Genomic DNA, 19,873 nt, shown 5'->3' with positions numbered 1-19,873 from the left:
ATGATCATCGCAGTCGACGGCCCGGCGGCATCGGGCAAGGGCACGATCGCGCGCGCCTTGGCCAAGCATTACAAGCTGCCGTATCTCGATACCGGGCTGCTGTACCGCGCGGTCGCGTTGAACGTGGCGCGGATGGGGCTCGATCCCGAGAGCGAAGCCGACTCGGTCGCGGCGTGCGATTTCGACGATGCGATGATGACCGATCCGGCACTGCGCGACGACGATATCGGCGCGCTCGCCTCGATCGTGTCGGCGCATCCGCTGGTCCGCGCGGCGCTGATGCAGCGGCAGAAGCGGTTCGCTGCTCAGGAGGGTGGCGCGATCCTTGATGGCCGCGACATCGGCACGGTGATCGCACCGGATGCGGACGCGAAGCTGTTCGTGAAGGCGACCCCGAACATCCGCGCGCAACGGCGGCATGCGGAGTTGCAGGCGCGCGGTGGGACGGCGAGCAAGGACCGCGTGCTGGCGGATATTCGGGCGCGCGATGCGCGGGATAGTGGGCGGTCTACCGCGCCATTGGTGATGGCGGCGGATGCTGCGTTGCTGGATACGAGCTTTTTGTCGATCGAGGCGTCTGTGCAGCGCGCGGTGGCGCTGGTTGAAGCGCAGCGGGCGAAGAAGGCGGCGGTTTAGGCCTCTCCCCTCACCAGAAGAGGAACACCACCCCGGCGGAGGCCGGGGCCCAATTGGGAAAGTCGCCGTAACGAAGCGCTATCTTCGGCCAGTACCGTCCCCCATTTGGGCCCCGGCCTTCGCCGGGGTGGTGTTTGGGTTGGGTTAGGGCTCCGTGCATTAACAGTGTTTCCCCGCGAAGGCGGGGACCCAGATTGGGCTCCCGCCTTCGCGGGCGAACAAAGACGCTGAGAGCCCCCGCCCCTTTAAAGCGCCGTCGCCAGCGTAATCGCCCCCAGCACCACGCCCGGAAAATTCGCCACCGCGATCGGCCAGTCGCGCTTCGGCTTGAGCACGCCATACGCCACCCAGAGCCCGCAATTGACCATCGTCGCGAGCGGCTGGACCACCGACCCCTTCTGCCCGCCAAGGTTCAGCATGATCTGGTCGATATACGACAGATACATCACGATCGCCGTCGCCGTAGCGATCCAGCCCAGCACGAGAATGCCGCGTTCGCTCAAATCTTCGCTCCTGTTGTGAGCCGCCCCTAACGAAGCAGCAGCCAACTTGCTCCGAGACGTGGTTTCGGCTACACAGAGGTGTCCGGCGAGCGATGCTCGTGGAGGAAGGCGCGGAGACCTCTGAGTCTCACGCGCCGTTTTCGCATTCAGCGTCTACGTCCTCTGCGCCTCGTGCCGTCCGGATGCTGCGCCGGCGTTCGGTCGTCGCGGCAACGAAGGCCAAGACCAGCGGACCCAACCGCTTGGCCGGAAACAGACTAGGATTACTGAATTCTATGGCAACCCAGGTAATGCCGACCCGCGACGATTTCGCGGCGATGCTGAACGAAACGCTCGGCGACGCCGACAGCTTCGAGGGCCGCGTGGTGCATGGCACCGTGACCGGCATCGAGAACGACATGGCCGTCATCGACGTCGGTCTGAAGTCGGAAGGCCGCGTGCCGCTTCGCGAATTTGCAGCGCCGGGCCAGAAGGCGGACCTCAAGGTCGGCGACGAAGTCGAAGTCTATGTCGACCGCGTCGAGAACGTGCACGGCGAAGCAATGCTCAGCCGCGATCGTGCGCGCCGCGAAGCCGCATGGGACAAGCTGGAAACCGAATTCTCGAAGACGACCCGCGTCGAGGGCGTGATCTTCGGCCGCGTGAAGGGTGGCTTCACCGTCGACCTGAACGGCGCCGTCGCGTTCCTGCCGGGCTCGCAGGTCGATATCCGCCCCGTGCGCGATGTCACCCCGCTGATGGACATCCCCCAGCCGTTCCAGATCCTGAAGATGGACCGCAAGCGCGGCAACATCGTCGTGTCGCGTCGCGCCGTTCTCGAAGAGACGCGCGCCGAGCAGCGTTCGGGCCTGATCCTGAGCCTCGCCGAGGGCCAGATCATCGACGGCGTCGTCAAGAACATCACCGATTACGGTGCGTTCGTTGACCTCGGCGGCATCGATGGCCTGCTGCACGTCACCGATCTTAGCTACAAGCGCGTCGGTCACCCGAGCGAAGTCCTGAACATCGGCGACACCGTCAAGGTGCAGATCATCCGCATCAACAAGGACACGCAGCGCATCAGCCTCGGCATGAAGCAGCTGGAGAGCGATCCCTGGGATGGCGCGATGGTCAAGTACCCGGTCGGCGCAAAGCTCACCGGCCGCGTCACGAACATCACCGAATATGGTGCGTTCGTCGAGCTGGAAGCGGGCATCGAAGGCCTGGTCCACGTGTCGGAAATGTCCTGGACCAAGAAGAACGTCCACCCGGGCAAGATCGTCAGCACGTCGCAGGAAGTCGACGTCATGGTCCTCGAAGTCGATTCCGAGAAGCGTCGCATCTCGCTCGGCCTCAAGCAGGCTCAGGCCAATCCTTGGGAGGCCTTCGCTGCCGCGCATCCGATCGGCTCGACCGTTGAGGGCGAAGTCAAGAACGCGACCGAATTCGGTCTGTTCATCGGCCTCGACAACGATGTCGACGGCATGGTCCACATGTCCGACATCGCCTGGGGCGTTTCGGGCGAGGACGCGCTCAACCTGCATCGCAAGGGTGAGACCGTCGAGGCCGTCGTGCTCGACATCGACGCCGAGAAGGAGCGTATCTCGCTCGGCATGAAGCAGCTCGAGCGCGGCGGGCCTTCGGCCGGCGGCATCGCAGCAGCAGGCGACAAGCTGAACAAGAACGCGATCGTCACGGTCACCGTTCTCGAAGTCCGCGATGCGGGTCTCGAAGTGCAGCAGGGCGATGATGGCGCGACCGGGTTCATCAAGCGCACGGATCTGGGTCGCGATCGCGACGAGCAGCGTCCGGAGCGTTTCCAGGTCGGCCAGAAGTTCGACGCGATGGTGACGGGCTTCGATCGTTCGAAGAAGCCGACCTTCTCGATCAAGGCTATGCAGATCTCGGAAGAGAAGCAGGCCGTTGCACAGTACGGTTCGTCCGATTCGGGCGCGACTCTGGGCAACATCCTGGGCGAGGCTCTCAAGGCTCGCACGGAAGCTGAAAAGAAGTAAGTCTAACGATTTACCGATAAATTGGCCCGGCATGTCCCAAACATGCCGGGCTTTTTATTGCCTATTCGATTTTGGTTTTTCATTGCGCTCGGATTAGTGCTAACGCTTCGCAAGTTGATTTATGTCAACGAGCGGAACTGCGAAACGAGCGGGAAAACGAATGATTCGATCTGAACTGGTCCTCAAGATCGCCGAGGCGCATCCGGACCTGCAACCGAACGAAGTCGAACTGATCGTCAGCACGTTTTTTGACGAGATTTCCAAGCGATTGGCCGCGGATGGCCGGGTCGAGTTGCGCGGCTTCGGCGCATTTTCGACGCGCGCCCGCGATGCCCGCACGGGTCGCAATCCGCGTACCGGCGAAGTCGTCGCGGTCGATGCCAAGCGCGTCCCCTATTTCAAGCCCGGCAAGGAAATGCGTGCGCGCCTAAACGTGTGATTGACGCGATTCGCGATCTTCAGCGCCGTTCGGTCGAGTTTGTGCCCGAGATGGGTTGACCCGACGGACGGCGTCGTCTTGTTGGGGGTGTGTGCGGACGTGGCGAAACCGGTAGACGCAGGAGACTTAAAATCTCCCTCCCTAGGAGTGCGGGTTCGAGTCCCGCCGTCCGCACCAGCGCCCCTGCGTTTCTGGCGATCTGTCTCGCGCTGAGCACAGCGCTGGCGGGATGCGATAATCGTCGCCCGGACACCGGCGCCGTGGTCGTCAGCGCGATCGGCGAGCCACCGCGGGTCGCCGATCCGCGCCGCACGCTGCTCGACACCCCCAGCAGGCTGCTGATCGACTCGACCGCGCAGGGCCTTGTCCGGTTCGACGCCGCGGGACAGATCGAACCGGGTCTCGCCGAGCGCTGGATCGTGATCGACGGCGGAATGAGCTACATCTTCCGCCTGCGCGAGGGCGATTGGGGCGACGGCACGCCGGTCACCGCCGATCAGGTCGTCGCGATCCTCAAGCGCCAGATCGCACCCGGCTCGCGCAACCCGCTCGCACCGTTCCTGACCGCGATCGACGAAATCGTCGTGATGACCCCGCAGGTGATCGAGGTCCGGCTTGCCCGCCCTCGTCCCGATTTGCTCAAGCTGTTCGCGCAACCCGAATTGGGCCTGTTACGCGTGACGCCGACGGGCGGCAGCGGTCCCTTCCGTGTCGCGCCGCACGGACATGGGCGAGCGCCGCTGCTGCGCCCTGCCTTCGATCCGAACCAGGCCGACCCCGAGGATCAGCGAGCGACGAAGCCCGAGGAGGACGTCCGGCTGATCGGCGAACGCGCCGCGCGTGCGATCGCGCGGTTTGCCAATCGCGATTCGGACCTCGTCAGCGGCGGCAGCTTCGCCGATTGGCCGTTGCTCGCGACCACCAGGATAGCGCCGGGCAATGTGCGGATCGATCCAGCAGCGGGACTGTTCGGGCTGGCGATCGTCCGTCGTGACGGTTTTCTCGCCGAGGTCACCAATCGCGAGGCCGTTGCCGAGGCGATCGATCGCACCGCGCTGACCACGGCGATTGCGCCCGCCTGGGATCCCGCCGACCGTATCCTGCCCGACATCCTCGATTCGGCCGCGCTGCCGCAGGTTCCCGCCTGGACGCTGCTGACGCAGGACGAGCGCCGGATCGCGGCACGCCAGAAAATCGCGGCCTGGCCCGAGGGGCCGGTTACGCTCCGGATCGCACTGCCAAACGGTCCGGGGGCGACCTTGCTCTACGCGCAGATCGCCGGATCGCTGATTGCGGTCGGGATCACGCCGCAGCGAGTCGAGGCTGACGCCGACGCCGAGCTCGCGCTGATCGATGCGGTTGCGCCCTATGACAGCGCGCGCTGGTATCTGGCCACGGCGTGCGTGCTGTGTGGCGAGACGGCGCAAGCCGCGATCGATGCCGCGCGCGAGGCACCGACGCTCGCGGAACGCGCGCGGCGGATCGCTGTGGCGGATGCGGCGATGAATGCGGACGTCGCGTTCATTCCGCTCGCCCGACCGTTGCGCTGGTCACTGGTCTCGGCGCGGTTGCAGCAATGGCAGCCCAACACGCGAGCATGGCACCCGTTGAACCGGTTGCGTGCCGACACCAACTGACACTCATGAATCAGCGCCCCACCCGCCTCGCCTCCGGGCTGAGCTTCGACTCCCTGCCGATCGGGCGCGACGCGCTGTCCGTCCGCCGCCGCGTTGAAGCGATGGAGCGCGTCATGGAGGGGCTGTTCACGCTTCCCGGCACCAACCGCAAGGTCGGCATGGACGTTATCCTCGACCTCATCCCGTTCGCTGGCAGCACGATCGCGGCTGCGGTCGGCGCATGGATGGCCTGGGAAGCGCGCAACATCGGGATGTCGCGGATCCAGATGGCCCGCATGTTCGGCAATGTCGGCGTCGACTGGGCGCTCGGAATGATCCCGTTCGTCGGGGCTATCCCCGACTTCTTCTTTCGCTCGAACACACGGAACCTGCGGATCATCAAGAAGCATCTCGACAAGCATCATCCGTCGACGACGACGCTCGAGGGCTAGTATTCGGCGCTCCGGTCGAGGCGAAGGCCCGATTGGGAAACGTCGCCAAGGGCACCGGCGCTTTATTGCGGCTACCGCACCAAATAGGCCCTAGCCTCCGCGGGCGCGGCAACGCAGGATCGCCTATCGACGTCCCCGCCAGATCTGCAGCGGCGCGCTCGGGGCCAGCCCACCTTGGTGCACCGGGCAGCGGCGATAGCGGAAGCGGCGGTCGAGACAGATCCAGACCTCGTCCAGCCAGACCTGCTTGGACGCCGTCACGCGCATCATGTCTGGTTTCAGACCCGGGTTCGCCCCTGCCATGGCGGCCGCGAACCGCCCCGCGGTCAGCGGCGCCCGCGACAGCGCATCCATGTCGGGATAGCGCAGCCTGCCATAAAGAGCCGCCGACTGGTTGAAGTATTTCGCCGGACGATAGCCAGGCATGCAGGTGCCATGCTTCGCCCATTCATGCTGGAGCAGTTGCGCTGACGGCGTCGTGCACAGGTGCGCGCGGATGACCGGCGGCGGCACGAACTCGGCGGCGCGACAATATTGCGGCCACGCCTTGCCGACGCCATCCGGCCACAGCCCGTGGAGCGTAAAGCCGAAGCGGTTTCCCGCGCCGCACTGGAACGTCGCCCCTGCCCGGTCGCCATTGTCGCGACAATATTGCGGCGTCCAGCTGATCGCGAGCGTGTAGCTGCCGATCGGCACGTCACGCTTTGGCTGGCTCTCGGATGGCAGGTCCGGGCGGACGCGCTCCACCGTTGCCGGAGTCGCGCATTGATAGGACTGCGCCTGCACCACCGCGGGGAATGCGATTGCCGCAGCGGCGAGCGTCACTCTAGCGAACATGCGCGTTATCCTCGTTAAGATCATCATGCCGCGCGTCATGCCCGTCGTCATCGATATCGGGCAGTTCGCCGAAACAGAGCTGCGCGTCGGCCGCAAACAACTGGACCGCGGCGGCTACGTACAGTGCGTTGGTGACGATCGACAGCGTCACCGTCATGGCATTCGCCGCGCGACCCATGAGCAAGGTGCCGAGCGACAACAGGATGCTGAGCACGCCGAATGCGGCGAAAACAACGACCACCCATTTTGCGATGACGCTCGGCGCGCGGGCGGTGAAATACCAGAGCAGCAGCGCGACCGCGATGCTGATCGCCTGCGTCATCGGCAGGACCCAGGTCGCAGCGGCGAGTATCGGGTTGGCGCCGAGGATCGCGGCACGCTGGCTCCAGCTGGTGGCGGACACGACCAGCCCAAGCACGAACGCGGCAAGGTAGAGCCGTTCGTACCGCACGATGGATGGCGGTCTGATCATGATCCTGGTCCCCTGCGTCCGATCCGACGCCGCGTCCGCGCCGTGCCAGCCTGGCACGGCGATCACAGCATCGCGAAATCGAGCCCTATATCCGCCGCAGGTGCCGACTGCGTCAAGCGGCCGACCGATATGTAGGTCACGCCGGTCTCGGCGATCGCGCGGATCGTATCGAGGTTGACGCCACCCGACGCCTCGGTCGGCACGCGGCCACCGACCAGAGTCACGGCCTCGCGCAACATCGCCGGCGGCATGTTGTCGAGCAGCAGGCGCGTCGCCCCGGCGGCCAGAGCAGGCTCGACCTGATCGATGCGATCGACCTCGACGATGATCTGCGCAATCCCGGCCGCCTTCGCCCGGCGAACGGCCTCGGCAACGCCGCCGGCGACCGCGACGTGGTTGTCCTTGATCATCGCCGCATCCCATAGCCCCATGCGGTGGTTCTGCGCACCGCCCGTACGCGTCGCGTATTTCTCCAGCACGCGCAGCCCGGGAATCGTCTTGCGCGTATCGAGCAGGATCGCACCGGTTCCCTCGATCGCGTCGACATAGGCCCGCGTCATCGTCGCGATTCCCGACAGATGCTGGACGGTGTTCAGCGCAGACCGTTCGGCGGTGAGCATCGCCCGCCCGACGCCTTCGAGCCGCAGCAACTCGGTACCGGCCGCAACCACATCGCCATCGCGAACCAGACGCGCGATCCGAACCTGCGGATCGAGCGAACGGAAGAACGCCTCGGCAAGATCGAGCCCGGCGACGACGATCGGATCACGGCTATCCATCACGCCGGTAAAGCGCGCGTCGGCGGGAATCACCGCGGTGGAGGTAATGTCGCCGAGCGCGCCGAGGTCCTCGCCCAGCGTCGCCGCGACAAAGGCATCGATGTCGAAGTCACCCGGAAACCCCAAACGCTCGGGCAATGCTGCGTTCACCTATCGCCTCCCAGAATTCGCCGACCGGCCTTGCAACCGCCGGTGCCAAAAAACGGCCTGCGGGGACAGCAAAATTCAGCCGCCCCCGCGGCACGAAAAATACTTCGAGATAGCCGGAACCAATATCCCCAACGACGGTTTCAGGCCGGATACCCAAGGAAATTCCGATGATTACCAAGACGATCGCCGATACCGCACACCTCAACGCCCTGCTCGACGAGGCGCTTGCGCTGGCCGACGCCTTGGAACTGCCGATCGTCGCAATCCACGTCGACCAGGCGCTTGCCCAGCTCGGCGGAGATTCCCCCGCCGCCTGAGCGCGGATTATCGCGCGCCCAGATCGCCTTTGCCGACGGTATTCGACGCCATACGCAGCATCGCGTCGAGGCTCTTCTTGGCCTGAAGCCTGAGGCCTTCCTCGATCTCGATCCGCGGGCTCAGGTCGCGCAGCGCGACGTAGAGCTTTTCCAGCGTGTTGAGCGCCATGTACGGGCAGATGTTGCAGTTGCAGTTGCCGTCCGCGCCCGGCGCACCGATGAAGCGCTTGTTCGGCAATGCCTTTTCCATCTGGTGGATGATGTGCGGCTCGGTCGCGACGATCAGCGTGTCGCCCGGCATCGCCAATGCATAGTCGAGGATGCCGCGCGTCGAGCCGACATAATCGGCGTGGTCGAGGATGATCGGCGGGCATTCGGGATGCGCGACGACGGGTGCACCGGGATGCTGCGCCTTGAGCTTCATCAACTCGGTCTCGCTGAACGCCTCGTGGACGATGCAGACGCCCGGCCACAGCAGCATGTCGCGACCGGTCTTGCGCGCGAGATAGCCGCCGAGATTGCGGTCGGGGCCGAAGATGATCTTCTGCTCGGGCGGGATCTGCGCGAGGATCGTGTCCGCCGACGACGAGGTGACGATGATATCGGAGAGCGCCTTCACCTCGGTCGAGCAGTTGATGTAGGTTAGCGCGATGTGATCGGGATGCTTGGCGCGGAACGCGGCGAACTGCTCGGGCGGGCAGCTGTCCTCGAGGCTGCAGCCGGCATCCATGTCGGGCAATACGACGATCTTGTCGGGCGACAGGATCTTGGCGGTCTCCGCCATGAACCGCACGCCGCAGAACGCGATGACATCGGCGTCGGTAGCGGCCGCCTTGCGCGACAGATCGAGACTGTCGCCGACGAAATCCGCCAGATCCTGAAGCTCGGGCTTCTGGTAGTAATGCGCGAGGATGACCGCGTTCTTCTCCTTGCGGAGCCGCTCGATCTCGGCGCGAATGTCGATGCCGGCGAAGTTCTGGTTCAATTCCATGATCGTATCCCGAGTGGTGCCCGTCTTTTAGCGCCTGTTCCCTAGCACGTCCTGCAGCGAGCGCGAGGTATCCCAGCGTTCGGTGCTCGGGGTCGGCTCGTCGGCGAAGCGTACCGCGACGGTCGCGTCGATCCCCGCGGCGCGCAGCGGCATCGCGAAACTGCGCTCGACCGCGCGGCGCGTGGCGTCGCGCGCGAGCTTGATCATCGCCGGCTCGCGCGCCTGGCGGATCAGTTCGATCTGGCCGGCGCGACGGTTGGCGGCATCGAGGCGCTTTTCGGCATCGGTGAAGGTGGTCAGCACGCCGCCCGAGCCATATTCGCGGACTGCGGTGAGATCCACCTGCGGACCATCCGCCTCGATCGCGGGCAGCCGTACGGACAGCGTCTTGCTGGTGCCGTCCCACGCGACATCGGCCTGCGTCAGCTTGGCCATGTCGACTTCATAGCGCACCATGCCCGGCATGATGAGCGTCTTCTCCGTGGTGAAACCCAACTGCGACTGTTTCGACGTGACGACCGCGACATAGCGCGCGGCGAACGCGGAGAGGCGATTCTGTTCGCGCAGCCCCGCCAGGCTGGCGCTGGCGATCGTCGTCGGGTCGGGGGTCAGCCGGTCGCTCACATAACGCTGCACGCCCCAGAGCGCGAGCAGACCGGCGAGGATCAGGATGACGACGACGCCAACCGCCTTTGCCAGAAATGCGCCGATGCCGCTTTTGCGGTTCGGTTCGATTACGTCGTCCGCCATGTCTCGCCTTCCTCGATCACCAGTCCACGGGTTTGCAGATCGTACAGATGGGCCAGCACCGAACGCGCGGCCGCGGGTACGAGCCGCGCGTCGAGCCCGACATACATACGCTCGACCAGCGCTGGGATCGGCCGCGCGGCGTCGCGGAGCAGTCGGAGGATCTGCCCCTCGCGCTGCTTGCGGTGGCCAAGCATGCCGCGGACAAGGCGTTGCGGCTTCTCGATCGCCTCGCCGTGGCCGGGGTAATAGATCCGGTCGTCGCGCCGCATCAGCTTTTCGAGACTCGCCAGATAGGCCGTCATGTTCCCATCGGGCGGCGAGACGATCGTCGTCGACCATCCCATGACGTGATCGCCGGAGAACAGCGCCTTGGTCTCGGGCAACGCGAAGGCAAGGTGGTTCGACGTGTGGCCGGGCGTCGCGATCGCCTGCAGCGTCCAGCCGGCGCCGGTGACCGTATCGCTCTCGTGCAGCACGCAGTCGGGGGCATATGCCGTGTCGAAGGATGCATCCGCGCGCGCACCCGCGTCGGCCAAGTCGAAGGGGGCCGCGCCGACGATCGGCGCGCCGGTGATTATTTGCAACGGCCGCGTCGCGGGACTGTGGTCGCGGTGGTGGTGCGTGACGACGATCGCGGTGACCGGGCGACCGTCGATCGCGCGGGTCAGGGCATCCAAGTGCGCAGGATCGTCGGGACCCGGGTCGATCACACCGACATCGGTCGTGCCGACGATATGCGTCTGCGTGCCGGTATAGGTGTAGGGCGACGGATTCGGCGCCAGCACACGGACGACGAGCGGCTCGAGCTGGATCGGGATACCGGTCGGATGCTCAGCCATGGATGCGAGATGGCCGCTTGGCGCAGCGATGGCAAGACCCGCATATTTCGGGCGGCTGTCGCCGATCTTTACAAGTCGGTATCATCAACATTGGCGATTAACCATCGGATGCCCCGAAACAGCATGACTGAGCGATGTTGGCACGCCCGATGCATCGTCTGAGCGGTCACCGAACGCATCCGCGTTCACGCAGGGTGGATCGACCGCTTCTTCCGGTCTCGCGTCGATCCACCCTCCCCGGTGCTGCTTCAAAATCGATCATCGGGACGCGCAGAGCCGGATTGTGGCGTCGAGGCATGCGACGATGCCGTACCTATCATCGAACGCTGGGGGATCACTCGATCCAGGTGCCCCCCGCTAGACAATGCCACCCCAGCATCCTCTGGGGTGGCGATTGAGGAGGGGCGGCAGTTCTGCGTCAGTTCGCCTTCTGCGTTTCGAACAGTTGCGCCAGTTCGCCGCTTTCGTACATCTCCATCATGATGTCCGAGCCGCCGACGAACTCACCATGGACATAGAGCTGCGGGATGGTCGGCCAGTCCGAATACGCCTTGATGCCCTGGCGGATACCCTGGTCCTGCAGCACGTCGACGCTCTCGAACTCGACCTCGAGATGATTGAGGATCGCGATCGCGCGGCTGGAAAACCCGCACTGCGGGAACAGCGGGCTGCCCTTCATGAAGAGGACGACGGGGCTGGCTTTGACCAGGGCGTCGATGCGGGCGTTGGAGTCGTCGGTCATTGATAGATCCTCAGGAAATTGCGGTGGTAAGCTGAAGTGCGTGCAGAGCGCCGCCCATACGGCCACCAAGCGCGGCATAGACGGCCTGGTGCTGCTTCACGCGGCTCATGCCGGCGAAGCTCGCGGCGATCACTTTTGCGGCATAATGATCGCCGTCACCGGCAAGATCGGTGATCTCGACCTGCGCGTCGGGAATAGCGTCGCGGATCATCGTCGCGATGTCGTCGGCAGCCATCGGCATCTCAGCGCGCCTCCAGCAACTGGCGACGCGCCTCGATCATCTGCTGCGCGAGCGCACGGCGGACGGTCGCCTCGTCGTGATCGAGGCCCGCCGCGGTCAGATCGCCGACCAGCTTGCGCACGACGTCGTCGTCGCCGCCGCCTTCCATGTCGGCATGGACGAGCGCGGTCGCATAGGCATCGGTCTCTTCCGGCGTAAGCTTCATCTCCTGCGCCGCCCAGCCGCCGAGCAGGCGATTGCGGCGTGCGGTGATCCGGAACGCCATCTCCTCCTCGCGTGCGAAATTCGCCTCGCTCGCGCGTTCGCGATCGTCGAATGTGGTCATGTCGCGAATTCCCGTTGAGCCTCGTCTTGGCCCCGAGATAGGTCGCCTACCGTCGCTACGCAATAATCGACGGGATTCGGTAAAAACCTACTAGCGCCACGCCGAAAATGTACCGATATATATGACGGTCACGTGACAAACGCACGGGCAGGAGAGCGATCATGACGAGCATTTCAGTACCTGCATCCACTCCGCCTACACCGTCGGCGCCGCGCGTCGTCCAAGGCTTGGCATATGGCATGATGGCGTCATTGATGATGTGGGCGGCGATAGCAGCCGTCGCCTACGAAATCCTCTGACCCAGTCTCTGCAGCTTGCAGAGGTGCCTTGGAGATGGGGAGGCCAGCAGGGTTAGCTGACCTCCACCACCAGCTTGCCGATCGCGCCGCGTGCCGCCATCTTGGCGATCGCCTTGCCGCCATCCTCGAATGTGAAGACCTCGGTCACACGCGGCGCGATCTCGCCCTGTTCCCACAGATCGAACAGGGTCTCGATATGCGCCTGGTTGGCCTGGGGATCGCGCGCCGCGAACGCGCCCCAGAACACCCCGCAGACGTCGCAGCTCTTGAGCAAAGTCAGGTTGAGCGGCAGCTTGGGGATGCCGGCGGGGAAGCCGACGACGAGATATTTGCCCTCCCAGGCGATCGAGCGTAGCGCGGGCTCGGCATAATCGCCGCCGACCGGATCGTAGATCACGTCCGCGCCATCGCGACCGACCGCGGCCTTGAACTGTTCGGCGAGCGCCTTCGACTGGTCCCTGTCGAACGGCGCTCGCGCGTAGATCAGCGTTTCGTCGGCACCCGCGGACTTCGCTGCGGCGGCCTTCTCCTCGGACGAGACGGCGGCGACGACCTTTGCGCCGAAGGCCTTGCCGAGTTCAATCGCCGCGAGCCCGACCCCGCCCGCCGCGCCCAGGACGAGCAGCGTCTGCCCCGCCTTGATATGGCCGCGGTCGAGCAGTGCGTGGATCGTCGTGCCGTAGGTGAGGATCAGCGATGCACCCTCGGCGAAGCTGCGGCCTTCGGGAAGGCGGTAGAGCTTGGCGGGGTCGGCAATGACCTGCTCGCACAGGCCGCCATGGCCGAGCATCGCGATCACGCGGTCGCCGATTTCCCAGCCGGTGACGCCCTCGCCGATCGAGGCGATCGTGCCGGCGATCTCACCGCCCGGCGCGAACGGACGCTGCGGCTTGAACTGATATTTGTCCTCGATGATCAGGACGTCGGGAAAGTTGATCGCGCAGGCCTTGACCGCGACGACGACCTGTCCGGGGCCGGCCGCCAGATCGGGCAGCGCGACCATCTCCAAAGTTTCAGGTCCGCCGACCGCCTTCGACACCAATGCTCGCATACCCGCTCTCCACCGTCGTCCAGGGGCGGTTCGATGCGACCGCCTCCTCGAATTTCGAAATCTGGGTATCTCTTGCCAGCGTCAGGCCGACTTCGTCCAGCCCTTCCATGAGGCACTGGCGACGGAAGGCGTCGAGTTCGAAGGTGAAGCGATCCTGGAACGGGGTGGTGACGGTCATCGTCTCGAGATCAACGGTGACGATCTGGTCCTGCGCGACCTCCAGCAGGCGGTCGATCGCCGCCTGCGGGAGGACGACCGGGACGATGCCGTTCTTGAACGCATTGCCTGAGAAAATGTCGGAGAAGCTCGGCGCGATCACCGCGGTGATGCCCATGTCGGCGAGCGCCCATGCGGCGTGCTCGCGGCTCGATCCGCAGCCGAAATTATCGCCCGCGATCAGGATCGGCGATCCGGCATAGCGCGGGTCGTCGAAGATGTTGCCGGGTTGCGCGCGCACCGTCTCGAACGCGCCACGACCCAGGCCGGTGCGCGTGATCGTCTTGAGCCAATGCGCGGGGATGATGACATCGGTATCGATGTTCTTCGCGCCCCACGGATAGGCACGACCCGAGACGGTGGTGACGGGGGTCATCGCTGCTCCGTGCGCTCCGGGCCCGTTCGCTCCGCAGTCGTGCGCGCCGATGCGACATAGGCCGCGACGCCGCTGATCATGGCGCCCGCCGCCAACAATACGAAAACCTTCTTCATACTCGTGCCCCCATCAACTCTCTGACGTCGCTCAGCTTGCCGGTCACCGCCGCCGCCGCCGCCATCGCGGGTGATACCAGATGCGTGCGCGCTCCGGGACCCTGTCGGCCGACGAAATTACGGTTCGACGTGGAAGCGCAACGCTCCCCCGCAGGGACTTTGTCCGGGTTCATCGCCAGACACATCGAACAGCCGGGCTCGCGCCATTCGAATCCTGCCGTGATGAAGATCCGGTCGAGCCCCTCGGCTTCCGCCTGCCGCTTGACGAGGCCCGAGCCGGGGACGACGAGCGCGCGCACGCCATCCGCGACATGGCGCCCGTCGGCGATCGCGGCGGCGGCGCGCAGGTCCTCGATGCGACTGTTGGTGCAGCTGCCGATGAAGACGTGCTGGATCGTGACGTCGCGCATCGCGGTGCCCGCGGTCAGCCCCATATAGTCGAGCGACTTCTGCGCCGCCGCCTGCTTGGCGGGGTCGGCGAAGCTTGACGGTTCGGGGACGACGCCGGTGATCGGGACGACGTCCTCGGGGCTGGTGCCCCAGGTGAGGCCGGGGGCGATATCGGCGGCATCGAGCACCACAGTCTTGTCGTAGCGCGCTCCGGGATCGGTCGCGAGGCTACGCCACCAGGCGACCGCCTTGTCCCAATTCTCGCCGGTCGGCGCCATCGGGCGGCCCTTGAGATAGGCGAAGGTCGTGTCGTCGGGCGCGATCAGACCCGCGCGCGCGCCTGCCTCGATCGACATGTTGGCGATCGTCAGGCGGCCTTCGATCGACATCGCGCGGATCACGCTGCCGGTGAACTCGATGACGTGGCCGGTGCCGCCCGCCGCGCCGATCTTGCCGATGATCGCGAGGATGACGTCCTTCGGGCTGACGCCGAAGCCGAGGTCGCCGTCGACGCGGACTTCCATCGTCTTGGCCTGCGAGAGCAACAGAGTCTGCGTGGCGAGGACGTGTTCGACCTCGCTGGTGCCGATCCCGAACGCCAAGGCGCCGAGCGCGCCATGTGCCGACGTGTGGCTGTCGCCGCAGACCAATGTCGTGCCGGGGAGCGTGAAGCCCTGCTCGGGGCCGACCACGTGAACGATGCCCTGCTCCGCCGCGGTCGCATCGATATAGTCGATGCCGAACTCCGTCGTGTTGCGGCGCAGCGCGTCGAGTTGCTGTGCGCTTTCGGGATCGGCGATGGGCAGGACGCGCCCGGCGGCGTCCTTGCGCGGAGTCGTCGGGAGGTTGTGGTCGGGGACGGCAAGCGTCAGGTCGGGACGACGCACCTTGCGCCCCGCAACGCGGAGACCTTCGAACGCCTGCGGGCTGGTGACCTCGTGAACGAGGTGACGATCGATATAGATCAGGCAGGTGCCATCGTCGCGACGTTCGACGACATGGGCGGCCCAGATCTTCTCGTACAAGGTTTGTGGAGTCGCCATAATGGCGCCCCGTTAACCGATAGTTGCGCCCAGGCAAAGCCCAAGCGCAACTATCGACCGAGAGCTACGCGACGTATGTCGCGGGCCGCTGGCGGCCTAACCGTCCTGCGTCAGGTCCTCGACCGACGATACCAGGACACCGACGACGATCGGATTGCCGAGCGCCGATGTCGTCGTCACGACCAGGTTGCTCGCCGAATTGAACGTTGTGCTGGTCTGCGTCGTGCTGTCCGAGCTGTTGCTGACATAATAGGGCCAGCAACCATAGCCCTCGTCGCTGGCGGTATGCGCATAAGTCTGCTCAGCGGCGCTGAACGTCTGCGACGATGTCGTCGTCGTCGACGTACCGTCCGCGATGATCAGGCTGGTCACGACATATTGCATCGAGCCCTTGGCGCCGAACAGCGCCTCCCACTGCGCCAAATCGGTCCACACCTCGGCCGTCTTGTTGTTGTACGCATAGGCCAGCGCCGCGCCATAATACCAGGGCAGATAGGTCGTCGTATCGGCCTTGATCGACTCGCCCGACAAGGGCTGCGCCGTCACGTTGATGAAATGCTCATAGGACACCGCGACCGAAAAATCGGCCGATGCGAATGTCTGCGAAAAGTCGCTCGACTCCGAACTGCTCGATTTCGAGTAGAAATAACTGCCACCGGTCGAGTTGCTGCTGTTCGCCCAGGACTCGCTGATGTCCGATGATGCCGTGGCCGACTGCATCGTGAACTTGACGCTGGGTGCGACGGCGATATCGCTCAACACCTGATCATAGGTCTGGTTGAACGCCGCGGGCCCGCCAAGCGGCAGATTCAGCTGCAGCTCCTGTGCGATGTAGATCGGATTTTCGAACCCGGCGCGGTAGAGCGTATAGCATTGCGCCGCGGATCCGGGATTGGGCACGAGCTCGGCCATGCTCCAATTCTGGAACAGGTTTTCCAACGCCGTCTGCAGGACGGTTGCCGAATCGCTGAATGCCGAGGGATTTGCTTTGAAATACGCGCTCTTGGTCGTGGTCCAGGCCGACATGTTGCTCGATCCCATTGCCGTGCCGAACTCCGCGGCGTTCGGCGCCTGCACAAACGACAGCAGCGACGTGTACTGGCTCGAAAAGCTGACCAGCGTGTCGGGCGTATAATATTGCACCACCGTATCCGTGGGCAGTTCGTTCATCATGTCCCAAAGCTGATCGGTCGTCCGCGGCAGGATGACGTCGCCCTGACTTAGCTGGAATTCCTGAACCGAAAGGTTCAACTCCTTCGCCAATGTATTATACCATTGTGCATTCACGGTATCGAGAACCGTCGTGGGGTCTGACATGGTTTGCCTTTCGTGAAGAGAGCGCAAACATCTAAAGACGAATGATGACGATCATCTTCGGATTTCCAGCGCCCACCTTCATGTCCGACTCTCTGCCTCCTGGCGTCAACGATGACATGATCCGATATGAAGCATTGCTGATTTTTGACACAGTTCGCCGCGCTGAAATACAATGAATATCAGCATGTTTACGCACTTATACTTTGCGTTTTACTGATCCGATTTGCGCTAGTCCGTGTCGGATCATTCCGCGCTGCGTACCACATCGATTCGGATCAGGAACGCGACGCTGTCGGCGAGCACGGGTGCTTTCCCGCGGAATGGTTTTGATAGCGCCATCACGACGTTCTCGTGGGTCAGTCCGGGATAATCGATATGCGTCACCGGCGCGCCGAGCGCCCTCAACCGTGCGGTCAGGTTGATCGCGTTGTGCGGCTTGACCTGCATGTCGTCGCCCGCGGTGATCAGCAGCATCGGCGGCGTATCCGCGCGCGCGAAGTGGATCGGCTGCGTCATCACCGGGTCGGCGGCGCCCTGCATCGCGTCGATCGCGCGTTGTGCGGTGAAGGGGTAGAAGTCGTAGGGCCCACACAGGCCAACCGCGGCCTTGATGATGTGCGGGTCGACGCCCTCCGCCTTCAGCCAGCGCTGGTCGAGCGTCAGCATCGCGACGGTGTACGCGCCTGCGGAATGTCCCGCGACCGCGATCCGGTTGGGGTCGCCGCCCGATTGCGCGATGTGATCGCGGGTCCATTTCACCGCTTCGGCGCCATCCTGGAGGAAGGCGGGGAAGCGCACGTCGGGGACCTTGCGGTAATCGGGGATGACGACGACGTAGCCCGCCTTCGCATAGGCGCGCGCGGCGAACGCATAGGCGTCGCGCGCGCCATGCACCCAGCCGCCGCCATACCAAAAGATCAGCACCGGCAACCCGGTCTTCGCGCCGCCCGATGGACGCCAGACGTCGAGCTTCTGGCCATGCGTGCCAAACGGCACCCCCTCGCGGACCCGCGCGGTCCCGCGGCCACCGCCCATCACGCCGTCTAGGACGCTGAGCGTACCCGGCCCCGCGCTGAACGCCGCGCCCGCGATCAGGATCACGATCAACGCCAGGACGATGGCCGCACGCTTCATCAGGCGGTGTAGTGCGCGGTAGTCTTCGCCGCGACCTCGTCCGCGGTGACGCCGGGGGCGAGTTCGATCAGCTTGAACGGCGACTCGTGATCGGGCCGCTGGAACACCGCGAGATCGGTGACGATCATGTCGACGACGTTCTTGCCGGTCAGCGGCAGCGAGCACGCCGGGATGAACTTGGGCGTGCCGTCCTTGGCGGTGTGATCCATCACGACGATGATCTGCTTGACGCCCGCGACGAGATCCATAGCGCCGCCCATGCCCTTGATCATCTTGCCCGGGATCATCCAGTTGGCGATGTCGCCGTCTTCGCTGACCTCCATCGCGCCGAGCACCGTCAGGTCGATATGCCCGCCGCGGATCATCGCGAAGCTGTCGGACGAGCTGAAATACACCGACGAGGGCAGTTCGCTGATCGTCTGCTTGCCCGCGTTGATCAGGTCGGCATCCTCCTCACCCGCATAGGGGAACGGGCCGATCCCGAGCATCCCGTTCTCCGACTGGAGCGTGACGGTCATGCCGTCGGGGATGTTGTTGGCCACCAGCGTCGGGATGCCGATGCCGAGATTGACGTAATAGCCGTCCTTCAGTTCCCTGGCGGCGCGCGCGGCCATCTGGTTGCGATCCCACGGCATCAGTTGAGCGTTCCTTCCTGGATAGTCGAGATGGTCGTGACCTGGTCGCGCAGTTCGGCGCTGACGCCCTCGACGATGGCCTGCAACGCGGCATGCTCGGCAAGGCCCCAGGTGCCCGCATAGGCGCGCGCGGCGTGACGGATCGTGTCGGCGAGCAGATAGCCGAACACCGTCGGATCCTCGAGCACGCCCGCATCGATCAGCACGTTGCTGCCCGCATTGTTGGTGATCCAGATGCGCGCGACCTCGACCGATTCGTCGGTCAGTGCGGCGCCTGCATCGAGTTTGATCGCATTAGGGTGATCGGCGGGATGATCGGCCATCAGCGCATGCCTCCAGTCGGGGCCCATCGGACGTTGGGCGGGAACACGTCGTCACGCGCGCCTTTCAGCGCGGTGCCGTAGACGGGGTTGGGCAGCACGAACCACCCTGCCCCCCATTTCGCGGTGATCGCGGGCGACTGCACCACGGCGCGACGCGCGGCGGGGGTCTGCCCTGCGTTGAACAGATCGCTGAAATCGCCGAGCTGATCGCCGCCCATCGCGACGACGCAGTATTTCGCCGCGATCGTCGCGCGGCGACCGTCCTTCTTCGAGCCGCTCGCGTCGTCGCCGGCGAGGAACAGCGTCTCGCCGTGGCGCGCGGGGCCGAGGCCCGCGGCCTCGATCGTCGCCTGCGTCTGCGCGGCGTTGGCGGCGGCGCGGTTGGTGTTGAAGATCACTGTCACGCCCATCGCGCGGAGTTGCCCGAGCGCGGACAGCGCGCCGGGGACGGGCGCGACCTGCTTGAGCCCGGTACGCTCCCATTCCTGCCAGCGCGATTCGGACCAGGGGCGGCCCGACGATGCATCATATTCGAAGCCGAGATTGAGCAGGACGGTCTCGTCGACGTCGAACACGGCCGCTTTTGGCTTGGTGCCACACGCGGTCCAGCTGGGCGCGGCGAGCGACGCGCCGGGCGCGAGGACGACCGATGTCGGCGTGCGCTGCGCGCGGACATAGCCGACGAGCGCGTTCCACGCCTGGACGCTGACCGCGGCGGCCTCGCCCGAGGCGTAGAGAAACTGCATGCCCGCAGGGACGCCGTCGACGGTGACGGGCACCGCGGCGATCGGCGTGGCGGCGACGGACGTCGGCGCGGAGACGCTGACGCAGCCCTGTAACACCAGTGCTCCTGCGAACGCAGGAGCCCAGGATATCAAGCGCAACGCCCG

The 19,873-nt window shown here is 65.0% G+C and carries 25 protein-coding genes and 1 tRNA gene; 8 read left to right on the top strand and 18 right to left on the bottom strand.

What is annotated here, in order from left to right; genetic code table 11:
- Positions 1-636: a (d)CMP kinase gene (cmk, locus tag ASF00_RS12825; RefSeq protein ID WP_055879641.1), complete on the top strand. Its 636-nt coding sequence runs from the start codon at positions 1-3 to the stop codon at positions 634-636.
- Positions 637-881: 245 nt separating this feature from the next.
- Here the strand turns inward: cmk and ASF00_RS12820 are convergent, their stop codons facing one another.
- Positions 882-1,139, bottom strand: a complete 258-nt coding sequence (locus ASF00_RS12820) for a SemiSWEET family transporter (protein WP_055879637.1) — start codon at positions 1,137-1,139, stop codon at positions 882-884.
- Between the two features lie 275 nt (positions 1,140-1,414).
- On the opposite strand from ASF00_RS12820, the gene rpsA reads away from it, so the two are divergent.
- The 5 genes from rpsA (at position 1,415) to ASF00_RS12795 (ending at position 5,640) form a co-directional block, all read left to right on the top strand.
- Complete coding sequence (rpsA, locus tag ASF00_RS12815; RefSeq protein ID WP_055879635.1) at positions 1,415-3,133, top strand: 30S ribosomal protein S1; 1,719 nt, start codon at positions 1,415-1,417, stop codon at positions 3,131-3,133.
- Positions 3,134-3,293: 160 nt separating this feature from the next.
- Positions 3,294-3,572: an integration host factor subunit beta gene (ihfB, locus tag ASF00_RS12810; protein ID WP_055879632.1), complete on the top strand. Its 279-nt coding sequence runs from the start codon at positions 3,294-3,296 to the stop codon at positions 3,570-3,572.
- Between the two features lie 93 nt (positions 3,573-3,665).
- Positions 3,666-3,749 (top strand) — tRNA-Leu (locus tag ASF00_RS12805).
- Positions 3,750-3,832: 83 nt separating this feature from the next.
- Entirely contained in the window at positions 3,833-5,209 is a 1,377-nt protein-coding gene (locus ASF00_RS12800) for an ABC transporter substrate-binding protein (protein WP_235525798.1), read from the top strand.
- Positions 5,210-5,214: 5 nt separating this feature from the next.
- Positions 5,215-5,640: a DUF4112 domain-containing protein gene (locus ASF00_RS12795; protein ID WP_055879629.1), complete on the top strand. Its 426-nt coding sequence runs from the start codon at positions 5,215-5,217 to the stop codon at positions 5,638-5,640.
- Between the two features lie 123 nt (positions 5,641-5,763).
- Here the strand turns inward: ASF00_RS12795 and ASF00_RS12790 are convergent, their stop codons facing one another.
- The 3 genes from ASF00_RS12790 to nadC form a co-directional block, all read right to left on the bottom strand.
- Positions 5,764-6,477, bottom strand: coding sequence for a ribonuclease T2 family protein (locus tag ASF00_RS12790; protein WP_055879626.1), 714 nt, complete (start codon positions 6,475-6,477; stop codon positions 5,764-5,766).
- A complete protein-coding gene (locus ASF00_RS12785; RefSeq protein ID WP_156348335.1) occupies positions 6,467-6,949 on the bottom strand; it encodes a hypothetical protein in 483 nt (160 codons plus the stop codon). Before ASF00_RS12785 ends, ASF00_RS12790 begins: the two co-directional genes overlap by 11 nt.
- 62 nt (positions 6,950-7,011) lie before the next feature.
- Complete coding sequence (gene nadC / locus ASF00_RS12780; protein ID WP_414893458.1) at positions 7,012-7,878, bottom strand: carboxylating nicotinate-nucleotide diphosphorylase; 867 nt, start codon at positions 7,876-7,878, stop codon at positions 7,012-7,014.
- A 167-nt stretch (positions 7,879-8,045) separates the two neighbouring features.
- On the opposite strand from nadC, the gene ASF00_RS18860 reads away from it, so the two are divergent.
- The gene (locus ASF00_RS18860; RefSeq protein WP_200910539.1) at positions 8,046-8,195 is read left to right on the top strand and encodes a hypothetical protein; all 150 of its coding nucleotides are present in this window, start codon (positions 8,046-8,048) and stop codon (positions 8,193-8,195) included.
- Positions 8,196-8,202: 7 nt separating this feature from the next.
- On the opposite strand, the gene nadA is transcribed toward ASF00_RS18860, so the two are convergent.
- The 10 genes from nadA to ASF00_RS12730 form a co-directional block, all read right to left on the bottom strand.
- Positions 8,203-9,186 (bottom strand): quinolinate synthase NadA, encoded by a 984-nt coding sequence (gene nadA, locus ASF00_RS12775; RefSeq protein WP_055879618.1) that lies wholly within the window; start codon positions 9,184-9,186, stop codon positions 8,203-8,205.
- Between the two features lie 27 nt (positions 9,187-9,213).
- Positions 9,214-9,936 (bottom strand): DUF4230 domain-containing protein, encoded by a 723-nt coding sequence (locus tag ASF00_RS12770; protein WP_055879614.1) that lies wholly within the window; start codon positions 9,934-9,936, stop codon positions 9,214-9,216.
- Positions 9,921-10,775, bottom strand: coding sequence for an MBL fold metallo-hydrolase (locus ASF00_RS12765; RefSeq protein WP_055879612.1), 855 nt, complete (start codon positions 10,773-10,775; stop codon positions 9,921-9,923). Before ASF00_RS12765 ends, ASF00_RS12770 begins: the two co-directional genes overlap by 16 nt.
- Before the next feature lie 418 nt (positions 10,776-11,193).
- Positions 11,194-11,517, bottom strand: coding sequence for a Grx4 family monothiol glutaredoxin (gene grxD / locus ASF00_RS12760; protein ID WP_055879610.1), 324 nt, complete (start codon positions 11,515-11,517; stop codon positions 11,194-11,196).
- A 10-nt stretch (positions 11,518-11,527) separates the two neighbouring features.
- Positions 11,528-11,758 carry a BolA family protein gene (locus tag ASF00_RS12755; protein ID WP_055879608.1) on the bottom strand — a complete coding sequence of 77 codons (231 nt, stop codon included), beginning with the start codon at positions 11,756-11,758 and terminating at the stop codon, positions 11,528-11,530.
- 1 nt (position 11,759) lies between these two features.
- On the bottom strand, positions 11,760-12,083 hold the full coding sequence (locus ASF00_RS12750; protein ID WP_055879606.1) for a DUF1476 domain-containing protein: 324 nt from the start codon (positions 12,081-12,083) through the stop codon (positions 11,760-11,762).
- A 351-nt stretch (positions 12,084-12,434) separates the two neighbouring features.
- Positions 12,435-13,433, bottom strand: coding sequence for an NADPH:quinone oxidoreductase family protein (locus ASF00_RS12745; RefSeq protein WP_200910538.1), 999 nt, complete (start codon positions 13,431-13,433; stop codon positions 12,435-12,437).
- On the bottom strand, positions 13,396-14,025 hold the full coding sequence (leuD, locus tag ASF00_RS12740; protein ID WP_055879600.1) for a 3-isopropylmalate dehydratase small subunit: 630 nt from the start codon (positions 14,023-14,025) through the stop codon (positions 13,396-13,398). The genes ASF00_RS12745 and leuD overlap by 38 nt, the downstream gene beginning before the upstream one ends.
- Positions 14,026-14,137: 112 nt before the next feature.
- Complete coding sequence (leuC, locus tag ASF00_RS12735; protein WP_443024413.1) at positions 14,138-15,574, bottom strand: 3-isopropylmalate dehydratase large subunit; 1,437 nt, start codon at positions 15,572-15,574, stop codon at positions 14,138-14,140.
- Positions 15,575-15,670: 96 nt separating this feature from the next.
- A complete protein-coding gene (locus ASF00_RS12730) occupies positions 15,671-16,891 on the bottom strand; it encodes a hypothetical protein (RefSeq protein WP_156348334.1) in 1,221 nt (406 codons plus the stop codon).
- Positions 16,892-16,935: 44 nt separating this feature from the next.
- On the opposite strand from ASF00_RS12730, the gene ASF00_RS19180 reads away from it, so the two are divergent.
- A complete protein-coding gene (locus tag ASF00_RS19180; RefSeq protein ID WP_268795100.1) occupies positions 16,936-17,067 on the top strand; it encodes a hypothetical protein in 132 nt (43 codons plus the stop codon).
- Positions 17,068-17,134: 67 nt separating this feature from the next.
- Here ASF00_RS19180 and ASF00_RS12725 read toward each other — a convergent pair whose 3' ends face one another.
- Genes ASF00_RS12725 through ASF00_RS12710 form a run of 4 tightly spaced genes read right to left on the bottom strand, consistent with a single transcriptional unit; the run spans position 17,135 to position 19,825 of the window.
- Positions 17,135-18,025: an alpha/beta hydrolase gene (locus ASF00_RS12725; RefSeq protein WP_055879592.1), complete on the bottom strand. Its 891-nt coding sequence runs from the start codon at positions 18,023-18,025 to the stop codon at positions 17,135-17,137.
- Positions 18,025-18,660, bottom strand: coding sequence for a 3-oxoacid CoA-transferase subunit B (locus tag ASF00_RS12720; RefSeq protein WP_055879589.1), 636 nt, complete (start codon positions 18,658-18,660; stop codon positions 18,025-18,027). The genes ASF00_RS12725 and ASF00_RS12720 overlap by 1 nt, the downstream gene beginning before the upstream one ends.
- Positions 18,660-18,983 carry a DUF5076 domain-containing protein gene (locus ASF00_RS12715; RefSeq protein ID WP_055879586.1) on the bottom strand — a complete coding sequence of 108 codons (324 nt, stop codon included), beginning with the start codon at positions 18,981-18,983 and terminating at the stop codon, positions 18,660-18,662. Before ASF00_RS12715 ends, ASF00_RS12720 begins: the two co-directional genes overlap by 1 nt.
- Positions 18,983-19,825, bottom strand: coding sequence for an HAD family acid phosphatase (locus ASF00_RS12710; RefSeq protein ID WP_443024412.1), 843 nt, complete (start codon positions 19,823-19,825; stop codon positions 18,983-18,985). Before ASF00_RS12710 ends, ASF00_RS12715 begins: the two co-directional genes overlap by 1 nt.
- Positions 19,826-19,873 lie beyond the last annotated feature (48 nt).

Source organism: Sphingomonas sp. Leaf34, from assembly GCF_001421805.1.
In the GTDB taxonomy this organism is placed as follows: Bacteria; Pseudomonadota; Alphaproteobacteria; order Sphingomonadales; family Sphingomonadaceae; genus Sphingomonas.
This window is presented reverse-complemented; position numbering and strand designations above follow the sequence as displayed.

Excerpts from the sequence above, each read along its gene's own strand:
- nadA (WP_055879618.1), bottom strand. The coding sequence starts at position 9,186 with ATGGAATTGAACCAGAACTTCGCCGGCATCGACATTCGCGCCGAGATC.
- ASF00_RS12765 (WP_055879612.1), bottom strand. The coding sequence starts at position 10,775 with ATGGCTGAGCATCCGACCGGTATCCCGATCCAGCTCGAGCCGCTCGTC.
- ASF00_RS12745 (WP_200910538.1), bottom strand. The coding sequence starts at position 13,433 with ATGCGAGCATTGGTGTCGAAGGCGGTCGGCGGACCTGAAACTTTGGAG.
- ASF00_RS12720 (WP_055879589.1), bottom strand. The coding sequence starts at position 18,660 with ATGCCGTGGGATCGCAACCAGATGGCCGCGCGCGCCGCCAGGGAACTG.
- leuD (WP_055879600.1), bottom strand. The coding sequence starts at position 14,025 with ATGACCCCCGTCACCACCGTCTCGGGTCGTGCCTATCCGTGGGGCGCG.
- ASF00_RS12790 (WP_055879626.1), bottom strand. The coding sequence starts at position 6,477 with ATGTTCGCTAGAGTGACGCTCGCCGCTGCGGCAATCGCATTCCCCGCG.
- cmk (WP_055879641.1), top strand. The coding sequence starts at position 1 with ATGATCATCGCAGTCGACGGCCCGGCGGCATCGGGCAAGGGCACGATC.
- ASF00_RS12725 (WP_055879592.1), bottom strand. The coding sequence starts at position 18,025 with ATGAAGCGTGCGGCCATCGTCCTGGCGTTGATCGTGATCCTGATCGCG.
- ihfB (WP_055879632.1), top strand. The coding sequence starts at position 3,294 with ATGATTCGATCTGAACTGGTCCTCAAGATCGCCGAGGCGCATCCGGAC.
- ASF00_RS12750 (WP_055879606.1), bottom strand. The coding sequence starts at position 12,083 with ATGACCACATTCGACGATCGCGAACGCGCGAGCGAGGCGAATTTCGCA.
- ASF00_RS12795 (WP_055879629.1), top strand. The coding sequence starts at position 5,215 with ATGAATCAGCGCCCCACCCGCCTCGCCTCCGGGCTGAGCTTCGACTCC.
- ASF00_RS12730 (WP_156348334.1), bottom strand. The coding sequence starts at position 16,891 with ATGTCAGACCCCACGACGGTTCTCGATACCGTGAATGCACAATGGTAT.
- ASF00_RS19180 (WP_268795100.1), top strand. The coding sequence starts at position 16,936 with ATGACGATCATCTTCGGATTTCCAGCGCCCACCTTCATGTCCGACTCT.
- ASF00_RS12755 (WP_055879608.1), bottom strand. The coding sequence starts at position 11,758 with ATGCCGATGGCTGCCGACGACATCGCGACGATGATCCGCGACGCTATT.
- ASF00_RS12715 (WP_055879586.1), bottom strand. The coding sequence starts at position 18,983 with ATGGCCGATCATCCCGCCGATCACCCTAATGCGATCAAACTCGATGCA.
- ASF00_RS12770 (WP_055879614.1), bottom strand. The coding sequence starts at position 9,936 with ATGGCGGACGACGTAATCGAACCGAACCGCAAAAGCGGCATCGGCGCA.
- leuC (WP_443024413.1), bottom strand. The coding sequence starts at position 15,574 with ATGGCGACTCCACAAACCTTGTACGAGAAGATCTGGGCCGCCCATGTC.
- rpsA (WP_055879635.1), top strand. The coding sequence starts at position 1,415 with ATGGCAACCCAGGTAATGCCGACCCGCGACGATTTCGCGGCGATGCTG.
- grxD (WP_055879610.1), bottom strand. The coding sequence starts at position 11,517 with ATGACCGACGACTCCAACGCCCGCATCGACGCCCTGGTCAAAGCCAGC.
- ASF00_RS18860 (WP_200910539.1), top strand. The coding sequence starts at position 8,046 with ATGATTACCAAGACGATCGCCGATACCGCACACCTCAACGCCCTGCTC.
- ASF00_RS12785 (WP_156348335.1), bottom strand. The coding sequence starts at position 6,949 with ATGATCAGACCGCCATCCATCGTGCGGTACGAACGGCTCTACCTTGCC.